18 protein-coding genes are annotated in these 20193 nt (G+C 49.5%); 15 read left to right on the forward strand and 3 right to left on the reverse strand.

Features of this window, described 5'->3' with window-relative positions; translation table 11 throughout:
• The first annotated feature begins 19 nt into the window (after positions 1-19).
• The 9 genes from purC to purD all read left to right on the forward strand — a co-directional run bounded on the left by purC (position 20) and on the right by purD (position 9825).
• Positions 20-739 carry a phosphoribosylaminoimidazolesuccinocarboxamide synthase gene (gene purC / locus ACWJJS_RS17980; protein ID WP_003155762.1) on the forward strand — a complete coding sequence of 240 codons (720 nt, stop codon included), beginning with the start codon at positions 20-22 and terminating at the stop codon, positions 737-739.
• Positions 739-993: a phosphoribosylformylglycinamidine synthase subunit PurS gene (gene purS, locus ACWJJS_RS17985; RefSeq protein ID WP_003155758.1), complete on the forward strand. Its 255-nt coding sequence runs from the start codon at positions 739-741 to the stop codon at positions 991-993. Before purC ends, purS begins: the two co-directional genes overlap by 1 nt.
• On the forward strand, positions 990-1673 hold the full coding sequence (gene purQ, locus ACWJJS_RS17990; protein WP_007408898.1) for a phosphoribosylformylglycinamidine synthase subunit PurQ: 684 nt from the start codon (positions 990-992) through the stop codon (positions 1671-1673). The genes purS and purQ overlap by 4 nt, the downstream gene beginning before the upstream one ends.
• Positions 1657-3885: a phosphoribosylformylglycinamidine synthase subunit PurL gene (gene purL / locus ACWJJS_RS17995; protein WP_032872542.1), complete on the forward strand. Its 2229-nt coding sequence runs from the start codon at positions 1657-1659 to the stop codon at positions 3883-3885. The genes purQ and purL overlap by 17 nt, the downstream gene beginning before the upstream one ends.
• Positions 3861-5291 (forward strand): amidophosphoribosyltransferase, encoded by a 1431-nt coding sequence (purF, locus tag ACWJJS_RS18000; protein ID WP_070081465.1) that lies wholly within the window; start codon positions 3861-3863, stop codon positions 5289-5291. The genes purL and purF overlap by 25 nt, the downstream gene beginning before the upstream one ends.
• A gap of 91 nt (positions 5292-5382) precedes the next feature.
• Positions 5383-6423: a phosphoribosylformylglycinamidine cyclo-ligase gene (gene purM, locus ACWJJS_RS18005; RefSeq protein ID WP_015388588.1), complete on the forward strand. Its 1041-nt coding sequence runs from the start codon at positions 5383-5385 to the stop codon at positions 6421-6423.
• A complete protein-coding gene (gene purN, locus ACWJJS_RS18010; protein WP_454023781.1) occupies positions 6420-7007 on the forward strand; it encodes a phosphoribosylglycinamide formyltransferase in 588 nt (195 codons plus the stop codon). Before purM ends, purN begins: the two co-directional genes overlap by 4 nt.
• Positions 7004-8542, forward strand: a complete 1539-nt coding sequence (purH, locus tag ACWJJS_RS18015) for a bifunctional phosphoribosylaminoimidazolecarboxamide formyltransferase/IMP cyclohydrolase (RefSeq protein ID WP_454023782.1) — start codon at positions 7004-7006, stop codon at positions 8540-8542. The genes purN and purH overlap by 4 nt, the downstream gene beginning before the upstream one ends.
• A gap of 14 nt (positions 8543-8556) precedes the next feature.
• Complete coding sequence (gene purD, locus ACWJJS_RS18020) at positions 8557-9825, forward strand: phosphoribosylamine--glycine ligase (RefSeq protein WP_070081466.1); 1269 nt, start codon at positions 8557-8559, stop codon at positions 9823-9825.
• 18 nt (positions 9826-9843) lie between these two features.
• Here purD and ACWJJS_RS18025 read toward each other — a convergent pair whose 3' ends face one another.
• Positions 9844-9987 (reverse strand): hypothetical protein, encoded by a 144-nt coding sequence (locus tag ACWJJS_RS18025; protein WP_164672385.1) that lies wholly within the window; start codon positions 9985-9987, stop codon positions 9844-9846.
• Complete coding sequence (locus ACWJJS_RS18030; protein ID WP_017419030.1) at positions 9962-10192, reverse strand: YgaP family membrane protein; 231 nt, start codon at positions 10190-10192, stop codon at positions 9962-9964. Before ACWJJS_RS18030 ends, ACWJJS_RS18025 begins: the two co-directional genes overlap by 26 nt.
• Before the next feature lie 120 nt (positions 10193-10312).
• On the opposite strand from ACWJJS_RS18030, the gene ACWJJS_RS18035 reads away from it, so the two are divergent.
• Genes ACWJJS_RS18035 through ACWJJS_RS18045 form a run of 3 tightly spaced genes read left to right on the forward strand, consistent with a single transcriptional unit; the run spans position 10313 to position 13389 of the window.
• Positions 10313-12055 carry an adenine deaminase gene (locus ACWJJS_RS18035; protein ID WP_077721902.1) on the forward strand — a complete coding sequence of 581 codons (1743 nt, stop codon included), beginning with the start codon at positions 10313-10315 and terminating at the stop codon, positions 12053-12055.
• 24 nt (positions 12056-12079) lie between these two features.
• A complete protein-coding gene (locus tag ACWJJS_RS18040) occupies positions 12080-13075 on the forward strand; it encodes a DUF3048 domain-containing protein (protein WP_063174586.1) in 996 nt (331 codons plus the stop codon).
• Positions 13076-13077: 2 nt separating this feature from the next.
• Complete coding sequence (locus tag ACWJJS_RS18045) at positions 13078-13389, forward strand: YerC/YecD family TrpR-related protein (RefSeq protein ID WP_003155745.1); 312 nt, start codon at positions 13078-13080, stop codon at positions 13387-13389.
• Positions 13390-13423: 34 nt separating this feature from the next.
• Here the strand turns inward: ACWJJS_RS18045 and ACWJJS_RS18050 are convergent, their stop codons facing one another.
• Complete coding sequence (locus tag ACWJJS_RS18050) at positions 13424-14998, reverse strand: FMN-binding glutamate synthase family protein (protein ID WP_229153844.1); 1575 nt, start codon at positions 14996-14998, stop codon at positions 13424-13426.
• A 195-nt stretch (positions 14999-15193) separates the two neighbouring features.
• On the opposite strand from ACWJJS_RS18050, the gene ACWJJS_RS18055 reads away from it, so the two are divergent.
• The 3 genes from ACWJJS_RS18055 to ligA are packed head-to-tail and all read left to right on the forward strand — an operon-like array spanning position 15194 to position 20191.
• Entirely contained in the window at positions 15194-15883 is a 690-nt protein-coding gene (locus tag ACWJJS_RS18055) for a heptaprenylglyceryl phosphate synthase (protein ID WP_003155740.1), read from the forward strand.
• 57 nt (positions 15884-15940) lie between these two features.
• Positions 15941-18160, forward strand: coding sequence for a DNA helicase PcrA (pcrA, locus tag ACWJJS_RS18060; protein ID WP_454023783.1), 2220 nt, complete (start codon positions 15941-15943; stop codon positions 18158-18160).
• Positions 18161-18184: 24 nt separating this feature from the next.
• Positions 18185-20191 carry an NAD-dependent DNA ligase LigA gene (gene ligA / locus ACWJJS_RS18065; RefSeq protein WP_017419034.1) on the forward strand — a complete coding sequence of 669 codons (2007 nt, stop codon included), beginning with the start codon at positions 18185-18187 and terminating at the stop codon, positions 20189-20191.
• Positions 20192-20193 lie beyond the last annotated feature (2 nt).

A 20193-nucleotide genomic window follows, 5' to 3' on the forward strand; every position in this document is an offset into this window, starting at 1 on the left:
TCGGGTTAGGAGGCCTTCCGTGAATATTGTGAACAATAATCTTCTTTATGAAGGAAAAGCGAAACGAATTTATCAAACTGAAGACGAACAGATTCTCCGCGTGGTCTACAAGGATTCCGCAACAGCCTTTAACGGTGAGAAAAAAGCGGAGATCAGCGGAAAGGGCCGTCTGAACAATGAAATTTCAAGCCTGATTTTCAAACATCTGCACGCCAAAGGAATTGACAACCACTTTGTGGAGCGTGTTTCAGAATCAGAGCAGCTCATCAAAAAAGTGAGCATCATTCCGCTTGAAGTCGTGGTCAGAAACATTGCCGCCGGAAGCATGTCGAAACGTCTCGGCATCCCGGAAGGAACAGAGCTCCCGCAGCCGATTATCGAATTTTACTACAAGGATGACGCACTCGGCGATCCGCTCATCACAGAAGATCATATCCGGCTCTTAAAAGCGGCGGCTCCTGAGCATGTCGAAACGATCAAATCGATTACAAACCAGGTGAATCAAGAACTTCAGCATATTTTTGAAGACTGCGGGGTCAGATTAATAGATTTTAAGCTGGAATTCGGCTTAGACGCAGAGGGACGGGTGCTTTTAGCGGATGAAATTTCTCCTGACACGTGCCGTCTATGGGACAAAGACACAAACGAAAAGCTCGATAAAGATTTGTTCAGACGGAACCTGGGAAGCTTAACCGACGCATATGAAGAGATTTTCAAAAGACTGGGAGGCATTTCATAATGTATAAAGTGAAAGTTTATGTCAGCTTAAAAGAAAGTGTGCTCGATCCTCAAGGAAGCGCGGTGCAGCATGCATTGCACAGCATGACCTACAATGAAGTGCAGGATGTGCGCATCGGAAAATACATGGAGCTGACGATCGAAAAATCTGACCGCGATCTTGACGCGCTCGTGAAAGAAATGTGTGAAAAGCTCCTTGCCAATACAGTCATTGAAGACTACCGATATGAAGTTGAGGAGGTTGTCGCACAGTGAAATTTGCGGTGATTGTGTTACCCGGCTCCAACTGTGATATTGATATGTTTCACGCCGTAAAGGACGAACTCGGCGAAGAAGTCGAGTATGTTTGGCACGAGGAAACAAGCCTTGACGGATTTGACGGCGTACTCATCCCCGGCGGGTTTTCATACGGCGACTACTTGAGATGCGGCGCCATCGCCAGATTCGCAAACATCATGCCGGCCGTGAAAAAAGCGGCTGCCGAAGGAAAACCGGTTCTCGGCGTCTGCAACGGATTCCAGATTCTGCAGGAGCTCGGACTTCTGCCCGGCGCCATGAGACGCAACAAAGATTTAAAGTTCATCTGCCGCCCGGTTGAATTAATCGTGCAGAACGGCGGTACGTTATTCACATCTTCCTATGAAAAGGGACAATCGATTACGATTCCGGTTGCCCACGGCGAAGGCAATTTTTACTGTGATGACGAAACGCTTGAAAGATTAAAAGAAAACAATCAAATCGCCTTCACATACGGCGGCGATATTAACGGAAGCGTCAGCGGCATTGCCGGCGTCGTGAATGAGAAAGGCAACGTATTAGGCATGATGCCTCACCCTGAGCGCGCAGTCGATGAACTGCTCGGCAGCGCAGACGGTCTTACATTGTTCCGGTCTATCGTGAAAAATTGGAGGGAAACTCATGTCGCTACTGCTTGAACCAAGTAAAGAACAAATAAAAGAAGAGAAACTCTATCAGCAAATGGGTGTCAGTGATGACGAGTTCGCACTCATTGAATCTATTATCGGAAGATTGCCGAACTACACGGAAATCGGGATTTTTTCCGTGATGTGGTCAGAGCACTGCAGCTATAAAAACTCAAAACCGGTTTTACGCAAATTCCCGACTAGCGGCGAACGCGTGCTGCAGGGTCCCGGAGAAGGCGCGGGAATCGTTGACATCGGTGACAATCAGGCGGTCGTGTTCAAAATTGAATCGCATAACCACCCGTCAGCGCTTGAGCCATACCAGGGTGCTGCGACCGGAGTGGGCGGCATTATCCGTGACGTTTTCTCAATGGGCGCCCGTCCGATAGCTGTATTAAACTCTCTTCGATTTGGTGAACTCACTTCACCTCGTGTGAAGTACTTGTTTGAAGAAGTAGTGGCGGGAATCGCGGGATACGGAAACTGTATCGGCATCCCGACGGTCGGCGGAGAAGTGCAGTTTGACGCAAGCTATGAGGGCAATCCGCTTGTCAATGCAATGTGCGTCGGCTTGATTGATCATAAAGATATTAAAAAAGGCCAGGCGAAAGGTGTCGGCAACACGGTCATGTACGTCGGCGCTAAAACGGGGCGCGACGGCATACACGGCGCTACTTTCGCATCAGAAGAAATGTCAGATTCATCTGAAGAAAAACGTTCTGCGGTGCAGGTCGGCGATCCTTTCATGGAAAAACTTCTCCTGGAAGCATGCCTTGAAGTCATCCAATGCGACGCCTTAGTCGGCATTCAGGATATGGGGGCGGCCGGTCTGACAAGTTCGAGTGCTGAAATGGCAAGCAAAGCCGGCTCCGGCATTGAAATGAACCTTGATCTCATTCCGCAGCGGGAAACGGGTATGACCGCTTACGAAATGATGCTTTCCGAGTCTCAGGAACGCATGCTTCTCGTCATTGAACGCGGACGTGAACAGGAAATTGTCGATATTTTTGATAAATATGATCTTGAAGCGGTTTCCGTAGGTCATGTTACGGATGATAAAATGCTCCGCCTCCGCCATAACGGAGAGGTTGTTTGCGAACTTCCGGTCGACGCACTGGCGGAAGAAGCGCCTGTATACCACAAACCGTCAGCGGAACCTGCGTACTACCGCGAGTTTCAGGAAACAGAAGTTGCCGCGCCTGAAGTGAAAGATGCGACAGAGACGCTTTTTGACCTGCTGCAGCAGCCGACAATCGCCAGCAAAGAGTGGGTGTATGATCAATATGACTACATGGTGCGCACAAATACGGTGGTCGCTCCCGGCTCTGACGCGGGAGTGCTCAGAATCCGCGGCACGAAAAAAGCGCTGGCGATGACGACGGATTGCAACGCCCGTTATTTATATCTTGATCCAGAAGAAGGCGGAAAAATCGCCGTTGCCGAAGCGGCGCGCAACATCGTATGCTCCGGCGCCGAACCGCTTGCGGTCACGGATAATCTGAATTTCGGAAACCCGGAAAAACCTGAAATTTTCTGGCAGATCGAAAAAGCGGCCGACGGCATCAGCGAGGCGTGCAATGTTCTCAGCACACCCGTCATCGGCGGTAACGTATCACTTTATAATGAATCGAACGGAACGGCCATCTACCCGACGCCTGTTATCGGCATGGTCGGCTTAATTGAAGATACCGCTCATATTACGACACAGCATTTCAAACAAGCGGGGGATCTTGTATACGTGATCGGCGAAACAAAACCTGAGTTTGCCGGAAGCGAACTGCAAAAAATGACAGAAGGCCGCATTTACGGCAAAGCGCCGCAAATCGATCTTGATATAGAGCTGTCACGCCAAAAAGCATTGCTTGACGCGATTAAAAAAGGCTTCGTTCAATCCGCGCATGACGTATCAGAAGGCGGCTTAGGCGTAGCGATTGCTGAAAGCGTCATGACGACGGAAAACCTTGGCGCCAACGTGACTGTTGCAGGGGAAGCGGCGTTATTATTCTCTGAATCTCAATCACGCTTCGTCGTTTCGGTCAAAAAAGAACACCAAGCGGCGTTTGAAGCAGCTGCGGCTGATGCGGTTCATATCGGTGAGGTAACGGCTGACGGACTTCTGGCGATTCAAAACCAGGACGGACAACAATTGGTTCACGCGCAAACGAAAGAACTTGAGCGCGCGTGGAAAGGAGCTATTCCATGCTTGCTGAAATCAAAGGCCTGAATGAAGAATGCGGTGTGTTTGGCATCTGGGGACATGAAGAAGCCCCGCAAATTACGTATTACGGCCTCCACAGCCTCCAGCACAGAGGACAGGAAGGCGCGGGAATTGTCGCGACTGACGGCGAAAAACTGACGGCGCACAAAGGCCAAGGGCTGATTACTGAAGTATTTCAAAACGGCGAGCTCAGCAAAGTAAAGGGAAAAGGCGCGATCGGGCATGTTCGTTACGCAACGGCTGGAGGAGGCGGATATGAAAATGTCCAGCCGCTCCTGTTCCGTTCGCAAAACAACGGCAGCCTCGCGCTCGCCCATAACGGCAACTTGGTCAACGCCACACAGTTGAAGCAGCAGCTTGAAAACCAAGGGAGCATTTTTCAGACTTCCTCCGATACGGAAGTGCTGGCTCATCTGATTAAACGCAGCGGACACTTTTCGCTGAAGGATCAGATCAAAAATTCGCTATCTATGCTGAAAGGCGCTTATGCCTTTTTAATCATGACAGAAACAGAGATGATTGTAGCGCTTGACCCGAACGGACTCAGACCGCTGTCAATCGGCATCATGGGCGATGCTTATGTGGTCGCTTCAGAAACGTGCGCATTTGACGTCGTCGGCGCAACGTACCTTCGCGAGGTAGAGCCGGGCGAAATGCTGATCATCAACGATGAAGGCATGAAATCAGAGCGCTTTTCCATGAATATCAACCGTTCCATCTGCAGCATGGAGTACATTTATTTCTCAAGACCTGACAGCAATATCGACGGCATTAACGTGCACAGCGCCCGGAAAAACCTCGGGAAAATGCTTGCCCGGGAGTCCGCGGTTGAAGCGGATGTCGTCACAGGCGTGCCTGATTCCAGTATTTCTGCGGCCATCGGCTATGCCGAAGCAACGGGCATCCCGTACGAACTCGGTCTCATTAAAAACCGTTATGTCGGCAGAACGTTTATCCAGCCGTCACAGGCTCTCCGTGAGCAAGGCGTCAGAATGAAGCTGTCCGCCGTCCGCGGTGTTGTCGAAGGAAAACGGGTCGTCATGGTTGATGATTCCATCGTACGCGGGACGACAAGCCGCCGGATTGTCACAATGCTCAGAGAAGCGGGGGCGACAGAGGTGCACGTCAAGATCAGTTCACCGCCGATCGCTCATCCATGCTTCTACGGCATCGACACATCAACCCATGAGGAGCTGATCGCTTCCTCTCATTCCGTGGAAGAAATCCGTCAGATCATCGGTGCCGACACGCTTTCTTTCTTAAGTATAGACGGATTGTTAAAAGGAGTCGGCCGAAAATTTGAAGACACCAATTGCGGACAATGCCTCGCTTGTTTTACGGGCAAATATCCGACGGAAATTTATCAGGATACAGTGCTTCCTCACGTAAAAGAAGCGGTGCTGACAAAATAAAATGTGAAAATGACATAAAGGCAGCGGGAATTCAGGCTGCCTTTCTCTTTCTGCCTTTTAAGGAGAAACGAATTGACAAGGAGTGATAGGGATGTCTGATGCTTATAAAAATGCCGGAGTTGACATCGAAGCCGGATACGAAGCCGTCAAACGAATGAAAAAACACGTGGAGCGCACGAAAAGGCTCGGCGTTATGGGAAGCCTGGGCGGTTTTGGCGGAATGTTTGATCTGTCAGAGCTTCCGTATCAAAAGCCTGTTTTGATTTCCGGAACAGACGGTGTCGGCACCAAACTGAAACTCGCATTTTCAATGGATAAGCATGACACGATCGGCGTCGATGCGGTCGCGATGTGTGTAAACGATGTGCTTGCCCAGGGAGCGGAGCCGCTGTTTTTCCTTGATTATTTGGCGGTCGGCAAGGCTGATCCGGTGAAAATTGAGCAGATCGTACAAGGTGTGGCGGACGGATGCGAGCAGTCAGGATCAGCGCTTATCGGCGGTGAGACGGCGGAAATGCCGGGGCTTTATACGTCTGATGAATACGATATTGCGGGCTTTTCAGTCGGCGTCGCGGAAAAAGACGAAATCGTCACCGGTGAACATATCGAAGAGGGGCATCTCTTAATCGGACTTACTTCAAGCGGCCTTCACAGCAACGGATTCTCCCTGGTGAGAAAAGTGCTTCTTGATGACGGCGGACTTGATTTGGATACTGTCTATGAACCGTTTGCGCGTCCTCTCGGAGAAGAATTGCTGGAACCGACGAGAATATATGTGAAGCCGGTGCTCAAGGCGGTGAAAAGCGGTAAGGTGGACGGCATGGCGCATGTGACAGGCGGAGGATTCATCGAGAATATCCCGCGAATGCTGCCGGACGGATTGAGCGCGGAAATTGATCACGGCTCATGGCCGATCCCGCCGATTTTTCCGTTTCTGCAGGAGCACGGCAAGCTGAAAGAAGAAGAAATGTTCAATGTCTTTAATATGGGCATCGGTTTTGTCCTTGCCGTTAAAGAAGAAAACCTGACAGACGTCATCAGCACGCTTGAAGCTCAGGGCGAGAAGGCTTATCTGATCGGCCGGGTCAAGCGGGGCGAAGGCATTTCTTTCGGCGGTGCGGCTCTTTCATGAAAAAGTTTGCGGTATTTGCTTCAGGAAACGGATCGAACTTCGAGGCCATTGCCAAACGCATGAGAGAAGAGAAGTGGGATGCGGAGCTCTCGCTTCTCGTGACGGATAAGCCTCAGGCAAAGGCGGCGGAAAGGGCGGAGGCTCTACATATCCCGTCATTCGCCTTTGAACCGTCATCTTTTGAAAACAAAGCGGCCTTTGAACGGGCCATTATTGAACAGCTGTGTCTGCACGGGGCGGAATTAATCGTTCTCGCCGGCTATATGAGACTGATTGGAGATACGCTGCTTGAAGCATACGGGGGCCGCATTATTAATATACATCCCTCACTTCTTCCGGCATTCCCTGGGATTGACGCTGTCGGACAGGCGTATCGGGCGGGTGTGAAAGTGGCGGGCATTACCGTTCATTACGTCGACGAAGGCATGGACACCGGACCGATTATCGCGCAAAAAGCATTTGAAATACAGGAAAACGATACGCTTGAAGACATAGAGCGTACAATACACGAGCTTGAGCACAAATGGTATCCGAGCGTTGTGAAACAGCTGCTGGGACTAAATAACAGAGGTGAAAAGGCATGACAATCAAACGCGCACTAATCAGTGTTTCTGATAAAACAAATCTCGTACCTTTCGTAAAGGAACTGACAGAGCTCGGCGTCGAAGTCATTTCGACCGGAGGAACAAAAAAACTTCTTCAGGAAAACGGTGTGGATGTCATCGGCATTTCGGAAGTGACCGGATTTCCTGAAATTATGGACGGACGGTTAAAAACGCTCCATCCTAATATTCACGGCGGTCTGCTTGCCGTAAGAGACAATGAAGAGCATATGGCGCAGATCAATGAACACGGCATTGCACCGATTGACCTTGTGGTCGTCAACCTTTATCCGTTTAAAGAAACGATTTCAAAAGAAGACGTAACATACGATGAAGCGATAGAAAACATTGATATCGGCGGCCCCGGCATGCTGCGCGCCGCATCGAAAAACCATCAGGATGTGACGGTCATCACAGATCCGGCCGATTACAGCTCCGTGCTCAATGAGATGAAAGAACACGGCGGCGTTTCACTCAAAAGAAAACGCGAGCTTGCGGCCAAAGTATTCCGCCATACCGCGGCATACGACGCATTAATCGCTGATTACTTAACACGCGAGGCCGGTGAGAAAGACCCTGAGCAATTCACCGTTACTTTTGAGAAAAAACAGTCGCTCCGCTACGGTGAAAACCCTCACCAAGAGGCGGTTTTCTACCAAAGCGCACTTCCTGTCTCCGGTTCCATCGCGGCGGCAAAACAGCTTCACGGCAAAGAGCTTTCTTACAACAACATTAAGGACGCGGATGCGGCCGTTCAAATCGTCCGGGAATTTACAGAACCCGCAGCTGTTGCCGTTAAACATATGAATCCGTGCGGAGTCGGTACGGGAGCTTCAATTGAGGAAGCATTCAATAAAGCGTATGAAGCTGATAAAACTTCCATTTTCGGCGGCATCATCGCGCTGAACCGTGAAGTTGATCAGGCTACGGCTGAAGCCCTTCACGGCATCTTTTTAGAAATCATTATCGCCCCTTCTTTCAGTGAAGAAGCGCTGAACGTGCTGACGGCGAAGAAAAACCTTCGTCTGCTCACGCTTGACGTGACCGCATCAGGAAAGAAAGAAAAACAGCTGACTTCCGTACAGGGCGGTCTTTTGATTCAAGATTTAGACGTCCATGGATTTGATGACGCCGACATCAGCATTCCGACAAAAAGAGAGCCGAGCGAGCAGGAATGGGAAGATTTGAAGCTGGCCTGGAAAGTCGTCAAACACGTGAAATCCAATGCGATCGTCCTTGCAAAAGAACATATGACGGTCGGTGTGGGCGCAGGACAGATGAATCGCGTCGGTTCAGCCAAAATCGCCATTGAGCAGGCCGGAGAAAAAGCAAAAGGCAGCGCGCTCGGATCAGACGCGTTTTTCCCGATGCCGGATACAGTCGAAGAAGCCGCAAAAGCCGGTGTCACGGCGATTATCCAGCCCGGCGGATCGGTCCGCGATGAAGATTCGATTAAAAAAGCGGATGAATACGGAATCGCCATGGTATTCACCGGCATCAGACATTTCAAACATTAAGGGGGGAACGAAGCGTGAATGTATTGATTATCGGAAAAGGCGGCAGAGAGCATACATTGGCTTGGAAAGCGGCGCAAAGCCCGCTTGTTGACACGGTGTACGCCGCGCCCGGAAATGACGGTATGGCAGACTGCGCGGCGCTGGTCAACATTGAAGAAAGCGATCATGCCGCACTCATTGCGTTTGCGAAAGAACATCATGTCGGGCTGACGATTATCGGCCCCGAAGTTCCTCTGATTGAAGGGATAGCCGACGAGTTTGAAAAAGCCGGACTGCTTGTTTTCGGACCGTCTGAAAAAGCGGCTATTATTGAAGGAAGCAAACAGTTTGCCAAGGATTTAATGAAAAAATACGGCATTCCGACGGCGGAGTACGAGACGTTTACTTCATTTGAAGAGGCGAAAGCATATGTACAGCAAAAAGGCGCGCCGATTGTCATTAAAGCGGACGGGCTTGCCGCCGGAAAAGGTGTCACAGTCGCGATGACGGAAGAAGAAGCGATTGAATGCCTGCACGATTTTCTTGAGGATGAGAAATTCGGGGAGGCGAGCGCATCTGTTGTCATTGAAGAGTTCCTCGCCGGCGAAGAATTTTCTTTAATGGCGTTTGTAAAAGGGGAGACCGTCTATCCGATGGTCATCGCTCAAGATCATAAACGCGCCTTCGATGGAGATAAAGGTCCGAACACGGGCGGAATGGGCGCCTACTCACCGGTGCCGCACATTTCCGATGATATCGTCAGAAGCGCAGTCGAAACGATTGTGAAGCCGGCGGCAAAAGCAATGGTGAAAGAGGGACGCTCCTTCACGGGCGTGCTGTACGCGGGACTGATTCTGACGGAAAACGGATCAAAAGTCATTGAATTCAACGCGCGCTTCGGAGATCCGGAAACACAGGTCGTCGTGCCGAGAATGGAATCTGACCTCATTCAGGTGCTCTTAGATCTTCTGCATGAGAAGGATGTTGACCTAAGATGGAAGGATACGGCCGCGGTCAGCGTTGTCCTGGCTTCTGAAGGCTATCCGGAAGGCTATGCGAAAGGGACGCCGATCGGCAGTTTGACGTCCGCTGAAGACGGGATCGCCGTTTTTCATGCCGGAACGAAAAAAGACGGCGGACAATTTGTTACAAACGGCGGCCGGGTCGCCAATGTCACGGCATTTGCTGAGACATTTGAAGCGGCGAGGGATAAAGTGTACAGCGCCGTTTCAGGGCTGACAAAACCCGGACTGTTTTACAGAAGCGATATCGGCGCCCGTGCGCTGAAAGCATCGCAGCGATAAAGAGGAAACCCCCGCGTCTTAAAAGATGCGGGTTTTCTTCTGAATGACGACTAAGATTGTCGATTTGCCGTGAGAGATGGTTCTTCTCGGAATCGTGATAACAGGAGAAAATAAAATAACAAGCCGAAACGGCTTGTTATTTTTCTTGCTGATGGCTGTCATCCTGATTCATTCCTGTCTGGAACATATATGTCACCGGACAGAAGCGGAGGATGCCGGACGCCGCTTTCATCGCGCCCATCATCATACAGAAGAGATGCATCTTGCACCAAGGTTTTCTCGTGTATTTCGCTGAAGCGGCAGACAAAATGGTGAGGCCGCAAGTGATGCGCATAACGGCATTTAATAAACTGATATTCGGTTTCATCATTTCAGCTCCCTAGAAAAAGTTTTTCATTCATCTTCAATAATTTGTAACGTTTTAGCCGTGCGATAATTGTGCGGATGTGATACGATGGGTCTAATATAAGCGAAGGAGAGTATGTGAATGTCCGAACGTACCTTTAACTGGAAAAATAAAGACATCAGATCACAGGCGGATGTTGTAGACTCAAAGCTGCTTCCAACGCTACTTTTACGGGATGCTCTCGTATTAAATCCTTTTTTAAAACAATGGCTGAAAAAAAACGTCTGGATTTACGGAGACCGAATTGTATATGTTGGTCATGAGCTTCCTGATGCAGCAGAGCACATTCATACCATAAATTGTGAAGGAAAATACATTGTGCCAGGTTACATTGAACCGCATACACATCCTTTTCAAATATATAATCCCCAAACGCTCGCCGAATATGTGTCTCAATTCGGAACAACGACGTTTGTTAATGATAACTTGTTTTTTCTTTTGCACAGCGGTAAAAAGAAAGCGCTTACTATATTGGAAGAACTGAAAAAACAGCCGGTGCAATATTTCTGGTGGTCCAGATATGATCTGCAGACTGAAGTGCTGAATGAGGATCAGCTCCTTTCTTTTGATGTCCGCAAGCAATGGATTGAGCACCCGGATGTCATTCAAGGCGGAGAATTGACCGGATGGCCGCGCCTCATGGACGGCGATGACTTGATGCTTCATTGCATGCAGGCGACAAAGAAACTGCGCAAGCGGATAGAAGGGCATTTTCCCGGAGCCTCTGAAAAAACACTGACGAAGATGAAACTGTTCGGGGCTGATTCTGACCACGAGGCGATGAATGGAGACGAGGTGATGAGACGGCTTGAATTGGGTTACTATGTCTCGCTCAGACATTCATCCATCCGCCCTGATTTGAGAACGATTTTGCAGGATCTCCATCAAAAAGGCTTCCGGCATTATGATCATTTCTTTTACACGACGGATGGAGCGACGCCGCATTTTTATAAAGGCGGCATGACGAATGAATTAATTAAAATCGCTTTGGAGGAAGGGGTTCCGGTGATTGACGCCTACAATATGGCCTCCTTTAATATCGCGAAGTATTATCAGATGGATGACTTTCTCGGTGTGATCGGTCCGGGCCGGCTTGCTTCATTGAACATTCTCGATGACCCGATGAATCCGGACCCGGTCACGGTGATCTCCAAAGGCATCCTGCTGAGGGAAGACGGCCGAAATATGAATGCGTTTACAGAAACAGATTGGAAAAAGGGCGGTCTTGTCCCTCTTGAGCTTTCATATGATATGACGATGGATGATTTACAGTTTTCAATGCCGATGGGTGTGATTATGCGCAACGCCGTCATTATGGAGCCGTATATGATTGCGATTGATAATTCTGTTGACCAGCTTTCTTTTGATCATGATGAATGCTATCTCACGCTTCTCGATAAGCATGGAAAATGGCGGGTCAATACGATGCTGAAAGGTTTTGCCGATCGGGTGCAGGGCTTTGTCAGTTCTTACACGACAACCGGAGATATTATCGCTGCCGGAAAAAATAAAGAAGATATCCTGCTCGCTTTCTCACGGATGAAAGAAATCGGCGGTGGAATCGTGCTTGCCGAAAACGGGAAGATTCTGCATGAGATTCCCCTCGCCTTAAACGGTTCTGCATCCGCAGAGAATTATGAAGAAGTGCTTGAGAAAGAGCAAAAACTGAGGACGTTGCTGGAGGAGCGGGGCTACCGATTCTGCGATCCGATCTATACGCTGCTCTTTTTGCAGAGCACACACCTGCCTTATATCCGCATTACGCCGAGAGGAATATTCGACGTGATGAAAAAAACTGTACTCTTTCCATCGATAATGCGTTAAAATATAAAAGCAGGGAGCCGACATATGAAAAGATGGAAAACCGTTTGTATGCTTTGTTTTGCGTTTTTGCTGCTTGCCGCCTGCCGGCAGAACAATGCCGATCAGGTGCAGCCGAAAGAAGCGGAAGCTCCTTTAACGGGGCTGAAAACTGAGCAGAAGCTTGCAGAACGCCGTCCGATTGCAGTCGCAGTGAACAATCATCCGAAGGCGAGGCCCCAATCCGGGCTGTCAAAGGCGGATGTTGTCATCGAAGCGCTCGCGGAGGGCCGGATTACGCGGTTTCTCGCGATTTTTCAAAGTGAGATGCCGGAAACGGTCGGGCCTGTGCGGAGCGCGAGGGAATATTTTGTCACGCTCAGCAGCGGGTTTAACAGCATATTTGTCCATCATGGCTGGAGTCCCGGCGCTAAAAAGCAGCTGGAGTCCGGAACTTACGATTATATAAACGGTTTGGATTTTGACGGCAGCCTGTTTTGGAGAGCCGATTTCAGCAAGCCGCCCCACAATTCCTACACGTCGTATGACAATATCAGGAAGGCGGCGGAACAAAAAGGATACAAGCTGAACGGAAAAACAGAACCGCTCCCATTTCAGACATCAGATGCAAAACCCGGAAACGAAACCTACAATATTCGGATAGATTATGGAACACAAAACGTTACAAATCTTGTCGAATACGATTATGATAAAAAAGCTGATGCTTATACAAGAAGCTCTGATGGTGTGAAAGCGACAGACCGGGAGACCGGAAAGCCTTTAGCCATGCACAACATTTTTATTGTTGAAGCCGGCCATCGCATGACAGACAAAGATGGAAGGCGGGCCATCGATATTCAGTCAGGGGGGAAGGGCCTCCTGCTTCAGCACGGCGATGTTATAGAGTCAGACTGGGAATATAAAGACGGCCGTATTCTGCCCGTAAAAGGCGGTGAGATTCTTCCGTTTGTGCCAGGAAAGACATGGATTAATATCGTGCCTGATCTCGATGCAGCTTCCATTAGTAAAGGAGAAGGTGTTTGACGATGCAAATCGATAAATTACGCGGAAAAGAACTGGACCAGTTATTTTTATCTATTTTATCGCTGAAAGATCTGGAGGAATGCTATCGTTTCTTTGACGATCTTTGTACGATTAATGAAATCCAATCGCTGGCGCAGCGTTTGGAAGTGGCGAGAATGCTCCGCGAAGGAAATACGTATCACAAAATTGAAAGCGAAACGGGTGCTTCCACAGCGACGATTTCCCGGGTGAAGCGCTGCTTAAATTACGGGAACGACGCCTATGAAATGGCGCTTGACCGCGTAAACAAAGGAGAATCCTCCTCAGCTACGTAAAAAACCGCTCTGCCGATGACGGCAGGCGGTTTTTTTATGCGTGCTGATTCAAAAGGCCGGAAAGTTCCCTCAGGCTTCCGTCTTCCTCCCGGTATACGATGTGTTCAGCTGAGAAATGAATCGGCGAGCTGATACCCGCCGCCGCGGCAAGGTGAAACAGCCCTTCACGCAACGAGAGCACGTAGTTGCAGACGCGGTGCTGTTTATCCTCGATACTGAGCGCGCGCTGAAGTTTTGGATCGGTTGTCGCCACTCCGACAGGACAATGATTGGTGTGGCATACTTGAGCACGGATACAGCCGACTGAAAACATCATTCCCCGGGCAATATTGACAAAATCCGCGCCTAACGCGAGGGCAACGGCAATCTTATCCGGAGTGAGCAGCTTTCCGGATGCGAAAATTTTCAGCTTATCTCTTATACCGTATGTCTTCAAAAGGCCGTCAACAAGGGGGAGGCCGGTCAGAATCGGCAGGCCGACGGAATCCGCCAGTTCATGGAAAGAAGCTCCCGTTCCCCCTTCACTGCCGTCAATCGTAATAAAGTCGGGAAGTTTGCCTGATGAACTCATACAGGAAATAAGGTCTTCAAGGTCTTTGCGGCTGCCCGGGACAATTTTGATGCCGACCGGTTTTTCACCGACAGTTCTTAATTTCTCAATGAAATCAAGCATGTCCGGAACATTTGAGAATTCGTTGAAGCGGTTTGGGCTGTCAATGGATTGTCCGGGCTGCACATTTCTGATGGCGGCAATTTCTTCGGTCACCTTTGAACCGTCAATATGACCGCCTCTTGCTTTCGCCCCTTGCGCAAGCTTTAATTCAAAGGCTTTAATCTGCTCGAGGCGGCTTTTTTTCTTAAATTCTTCCCATGAAAATTCTCCATCTTCAGTGCGCACGCCGAACAGCCCGGGGCCGATTTGGCAGATAATATCCGCGCCGCCTTTCAAGTGATACTCAGACAGGCCGCCTTCGCCTGTATTCATCCATGTGCCGCCGGCCTGGTGCAGCCCTTTTGACAGAGCGGTGATTGCCCGGTCGCCAAGTGAGCCGTAGCTCATCGCTGATTGTCCGATTAACCCTTTTACATAAAACGGTTTCTTGCATGTGTCGCGGCCGATCACTTGCACATCGTCCGGATGCAGGTAATAAGGGTCCGCTTTTGCTTTTTCGCGGTGTTCGCTGCGTTTCAGCAGGTTGTCTTTGTCAATCTTGTATACCATCGTGTCGATCTTCGGCGTCTGATCTGTGCGCAGCTCCTCCCTTTGTTTCGGGAAGAGGGCGTTACGGATATAATAGCCCGGCTGATCGAAATCCCGTTCTGAGCCGAAGCCCATCATTCTGCTTTTATACTTTCCCGACATGACCGTCTGTTCATATTCTCTCCGGGAAAACGGCTGTTCTTCGTTATCATTGCTGAATAAATACTGCCGTAGCTCAGGTCCGATTTTTTCAAATATATAGCGCAGTTTTCCCGCTGCGGGATAATTGCGCAGCACTGAATGTTCTTCCTGCTTTTCGTCTCTTATGTATATCCAGAGAAACAATGCGGCGGGAACTAAAATAATAAAAATCAATACACAAATCAGTACGATAATGGCTTGTTCCATTGAGACCAGACTCCTTGCCTTTTTTCTCTTTGACATTCCACATATTGTCTGTTTTCAAACATAGACGTTTCCCGTCAGGCGGAGCGCAATCTTTTTTTGTGAATCAGGTGAATGACGTCTTTTTCCGTTTTTCCGGGCCAAACGAATTTGTTATAATGTTTAAATGGCAAGAAACGAATGGAGGAACGAAAACGCATGTACGATGTTAACGAGTGGAAGCATGTTTTTAAACTCGATCCGAATAAAGATTTACCGGATGAACAGCTGGAACGGCTTTGTGAATCAGGGACTGACGCCATTGTGATCGGAGGAAGCGACAATATCACCGAGGACAATGTGCTGAGACTGATGTCAAAGGTGCGGCGGTTTTTAGTGCCGTGCGTACTTGAGGTGTCGACGATTGATTCCATTGTGCCCGGGTTTGATCTTTATTTCATTCCGAGTGTGCTCAACAGCAAAAAGGCGGACTGGATTGTCGGCATGCATCATCAGGCGATGAAAGAATACGGAGAGCTCATGTCAATGGAGGAAATCGTGACGGAGGGCTACTGCATCGTCAACCCTGATTGTAAGGCGGCCGCTTTGACGGAGGCGGATACACATATAGAAACAGAAGATATTCTCGCCTATGCGCGGGTCGCGGAACATTTGCTTCATCTCCCGATTTTTTATCTGGAATACAGCGGGATGCTGGCGGACATAGAAACGGTGGAGAAAACGAAGGCTGTGCTGGACAAGTCCGTCCTGTTTTACGGAGGCGGGATTAAAGACGCGGAAACGGCGGAACGGTTCGGCCGTCATGCCGATGTCATCGTTGTCGGAAATGCCGTATATGAAGATTTTGATCAGGCGCTCAAAACGGTGGCGGCTGTAAAGACAAAGTAGCCAAGCGAACGAAATTGATTTATGATAGAACATATGTTTGATAGGCGGTGAACGGATATGAATTACATTAGCAATCAATTATTAAGCGGATTAAATCCCGTTCAGCAGGAAGCGGTCAAGACGACGGACGGTCCGCTGCTTCTGATGGCGGGCGCGGGAAGCGGAAAAACACGTGTGCTGACGCACAGAATCGCATACTTAATGGCGGAAAAACACGTGGCGCCATGGAACATTCTGGCGATTACCTTTACAAATAAAGCAGCCAGAGAAATGAAGGAGCGGGTGGAGAGCATTCTCGGACCCGGCGCGGATGAAATCTGGATTTCCACCTTCCACAGCATGTGCGTGCGGATTCTGCGCAGGGATATTGACAGAATCGGCATCAACCGAAACTTCTCCATTCTTGATACGGCTGATCAGCTTTCCGTTATTAAAGGGATTTTGAAAGAGCGGAATATCGATCCGAAAAAGTTTGATCCGAGAAGTATTTTAGGCTCCATCAGCAGCGCCAAAAACGAGCTGATCGAACCTGAGGAATTCGCAAAAACGGCCGGCGGCTACTACGATCAGGTCACGAGTGACGTGTATACCGATTATCAGAAAAAACTGCTGAAAAACCAATCGCTCGATTTTGATGATTTAATCATGACGACGATTAAGCTTTTCGAGCGTGTGCCGGAAGTGCTTGAGTTTTATCAGCGCAAATTCCAGTACATTCACGTAGACGAGTATCAGGATACGAACAGAGCGCAATACCTGCTTGTGAAGCAGCTTGCGGCCCGTCTTGAAAATATCTGCGTCGTCGGTGACTCCGACCAGTCCATTTACAGATGGCGCGGGGCGGATATCGCGAATATCCTTTCCTTTGAAAAAGATTATCCGAGCGCAAACGTGATTCTGCTCGAGCAAAACTACCGCTCAACAAAGCGGATTCTGCAAGCGGCTAACGAAGTGATCAAAAACAACTCAAACCGCAAGCCGAAAAAACTGTGGACGGAAAATGACGAAGGCATCAAGCTTTCTTATTACAGCGGCGACAATGAATTCGGCGAAGGCCAATTCGTCGCGGGCAAAATTTATGAGCTGCACAGCTCGGGGCGGCGGAAGCTTTCCGATATCGCGATTTTATACCGGACAAACGCCCAGTCGCGCGTCATTGAGGAAACCCTTTTAAAATCCGGTCTGAACTACAATATCGTCGGCGGAACCAAGTTCTACGACAGGAAAGAAATTAAAGACATTCTTGCATATCTGCGCCTTGTGTCAAATCCGGACGACGACATCAGTTTTACGCGGATCGTCAATGTGCCGAAGCGGGGCGTCGGCGCCACTTCGCTAGAAAAAATCGCGTCATATGCGGCGATGAACGGAATGTCAATGTTCCAGGCGATCAAACAGGTTGATTTCATCGGCGTCAGTGCAAAAGCGGCAAACGCGCTTGACGGCTTTGGCGCGATGATTGAGAATCTGACGAACATGCAGGATTATCTGTCCATTACGGAACTCACGGAAGAAATTCTCGAAAAAACGGAATACAGAGAAATGCTGAAGGCCGAAAAATCAATCGAAGCCCAAAGCCGCCTTGAAAATATCGACGAGTTTCTTTCCGTGACGAAAAACTTCGAACAAAAAAGCGAAGACAAGTCTCTCGTCGCGTTTCTGACTGATTTGGCGCTTATCGCGGATATTGACCAGCTCGACCAGAAGGAAGAGGAATCAGGCGGAAAGGATGCCGTCACTTTAATGACACTGCACGCCGCTAAGGGGCTTGAATTTCCTGTCGTGTTCTTAATGGGCATGGAAGAAGGCGTGTTCCCGCACAGCCGCTCCCTGATGGAAGAAGCCGAGATGGAAGAAGAACGCAGGCTCGCATATGTAGGCATTACGAGGGCGGAAGAAGAACTGTATTTAACGAATGCCAAAATGCGAACCTTATTCGGCCGCACCAATATGAATCCGGAATCCCGCTTTATCAGGGAAATACCTGGCGATTTATTGGAGAACCTAAATGAGAAGAAAACACCTCGCATGCAGCCGGGACGAAAAGTGCAGCCGAAACGCGGGCCCGTATCCCGTCCCGTTTCCTATGGGAACAAAACAGGCGGCGACTCGCTCAGCTGGGCGGTCGGCGATAAAGCGGGCCATAAAAAATGGGGCACCGGAACGGTTGTCAGCGTAAAAGGAGAAGGCGAAAGCACCGAGCTTGATATCGCATTCCCGAGCCCAGTCGGCGTGAAGCGTCTGCTTGCAGCTTTTGCGCCGATTGAAAAGCAGTAACCTGAAGAGGAAAGGAAGAACATGATGGACAAAGAAACAGCGAAACACCGGGCAGAAGAATTGCGCCGCACCATCGATCAGTACAGTTATGAATATTACACCTTAGATGAACCGAGCGTGCCGGATTCCGAGTACGACAGACTGATGCAGGAGCTGATTGCCATAGAGGAAGAGCACCCGGAGCTCAGAACGCCTGATTCGCCCACACAGCGGGTCGGGGGAGCGGTGCTTGAATCTTTTCAAAAGGTGCAGCACGGCACGCCGATGCTCAGTCTCGGCAACGCATTTAACGATGATGATCTCCGCGATTTTGACCGCCGCGTCCGTCAGGCTGTCGGTGACGGCGTCGCTTACAATGTGGAGCTGAAAATAGACGGTCTTGCTGTTTCTCTCCGTTATGAAGACGGCTATTTCGTCAGAGGCGCGACAAGAGGAGACGGAACGACGGGCGAAGATATCACGGAAAACTTAAAAACGATCCGCAACATTCCGCTGAAAATGAAACGGAATCTTTCCATAGAAGTGCGCGGAGAGGCGTACATGCCGAAACAGTCATTTGAAGCGCTCAATGAAGAAAGGCTGAAACATGAAGAGGAGCCGTTCGCCAATCCCCGGAACGCGGCTGCGGGCTCACTCAGACAGCTCGATCCGAAAATTGCAGCGAAACGAAATCTTGACATCTTCGTCTACAGTATAGCGGAGCTTGACGAGATGGGTGTGGAAACACAGAGTCAGGGCCTGGATTTTCTGGATGAGCTCGGTTTTAAAACAAACCAGGAACGGAAAAAATGCGCCACGATAGATGAAGTCATTGAAATGATCGAAGAGCTGCAGGCGAAGCGGGCCGATCTCCCTTATGAAATTGACGGAATCGTCATCAAAGTCGATTCGCTCGACCAGCAGGAAGAACTCGGGTATACGGCAAAAAGCCCGCGCTGGGCGATTGCTTACAAATTCCCGGCGGAAGAGGTCGTGACAAAACTGCTCGATATCGAACTGAATGTCGGAAGAACGGGCGTTATTACGCCGACCGCCGTTCTGGAACCGGTAAAAGTCGCGGGAACGACGGTCTCAAGAGCATCCCTTCATAACGAAGATTTAATTAAAGAGAAGGATATCCGCATTCTCGATAAAGTGGTCGTCAAAAAAGCGGGCGACATCATCCCTGAGGTCGTCAATGTCTTAATTGAACAGCGGACCGGGGAAGAAAAAGAATTCAATATGCCGACCAGCTGCCCTGAGTGCGAAAGCGAACTTGTCCGCATTGAAGGGGAAGTCGCGCTGCGCTGCATCAATCCGGAATGTCCGGCGCAGATCAGAGAAGGCCTGATTCACTTTGTCTCACGCAACGCGATGAATATTGACGGACTCGGAGAACGTGTCATCACACAGCTTTTCCGTGAACATCTCGTCCGTAATGTCGCTGATTTGTATAAGCTGACGAAAGAACAGGTTATCCGGCTTGAGCGGATGGGGGAAAAATCAACTGACAATCTGATCAGCTCCATCCAAAAGTCGAAAGAGAATTCGCTGGAACGCCTGCTGTTCGGTCTCGGCATCCGTTTTATCGGCTCAAAAGCGGCCAAAACACTGGCCATGCATTTTGAAAGCCTGGAAAATCTGAAACAAGCCACGGAAGAAGAGCTGCTTGCGGTAGATGAAATCGGCGAAAAGATGGCCGATGCCGTTATCACCTATTTCCGCAAAGAGGAAATGCTTGAGCTTTTGAATGAACTTGAGGAACTCGGTGTGAACACACTCTACAAAGGCCCGAAAAAAGTAAAAGCGGAGGACAGCGACTCTTATTTTGCCGGCAAAACCATCGTGTTAACCGGAAAGCTTGAAGAGCTGTCCAGAAATGAAGCCAAGGCGCAGATTGAAGCGCTCGGCGGAAAGCTGACGGGATCTGTCAGCAAAAAAACAGACTTGCTGATTGCCGGAGAAGCGGCCGGAAGCAAGCTGACAAAAGCGCAGGAATTAAACATTGAAGTATGGAATGAAGCACAGCTATTGGGAGAGCTAAAGAAATAAGA

The organism is Bacillus sp. JK106, from assembly GCF_053663355.1.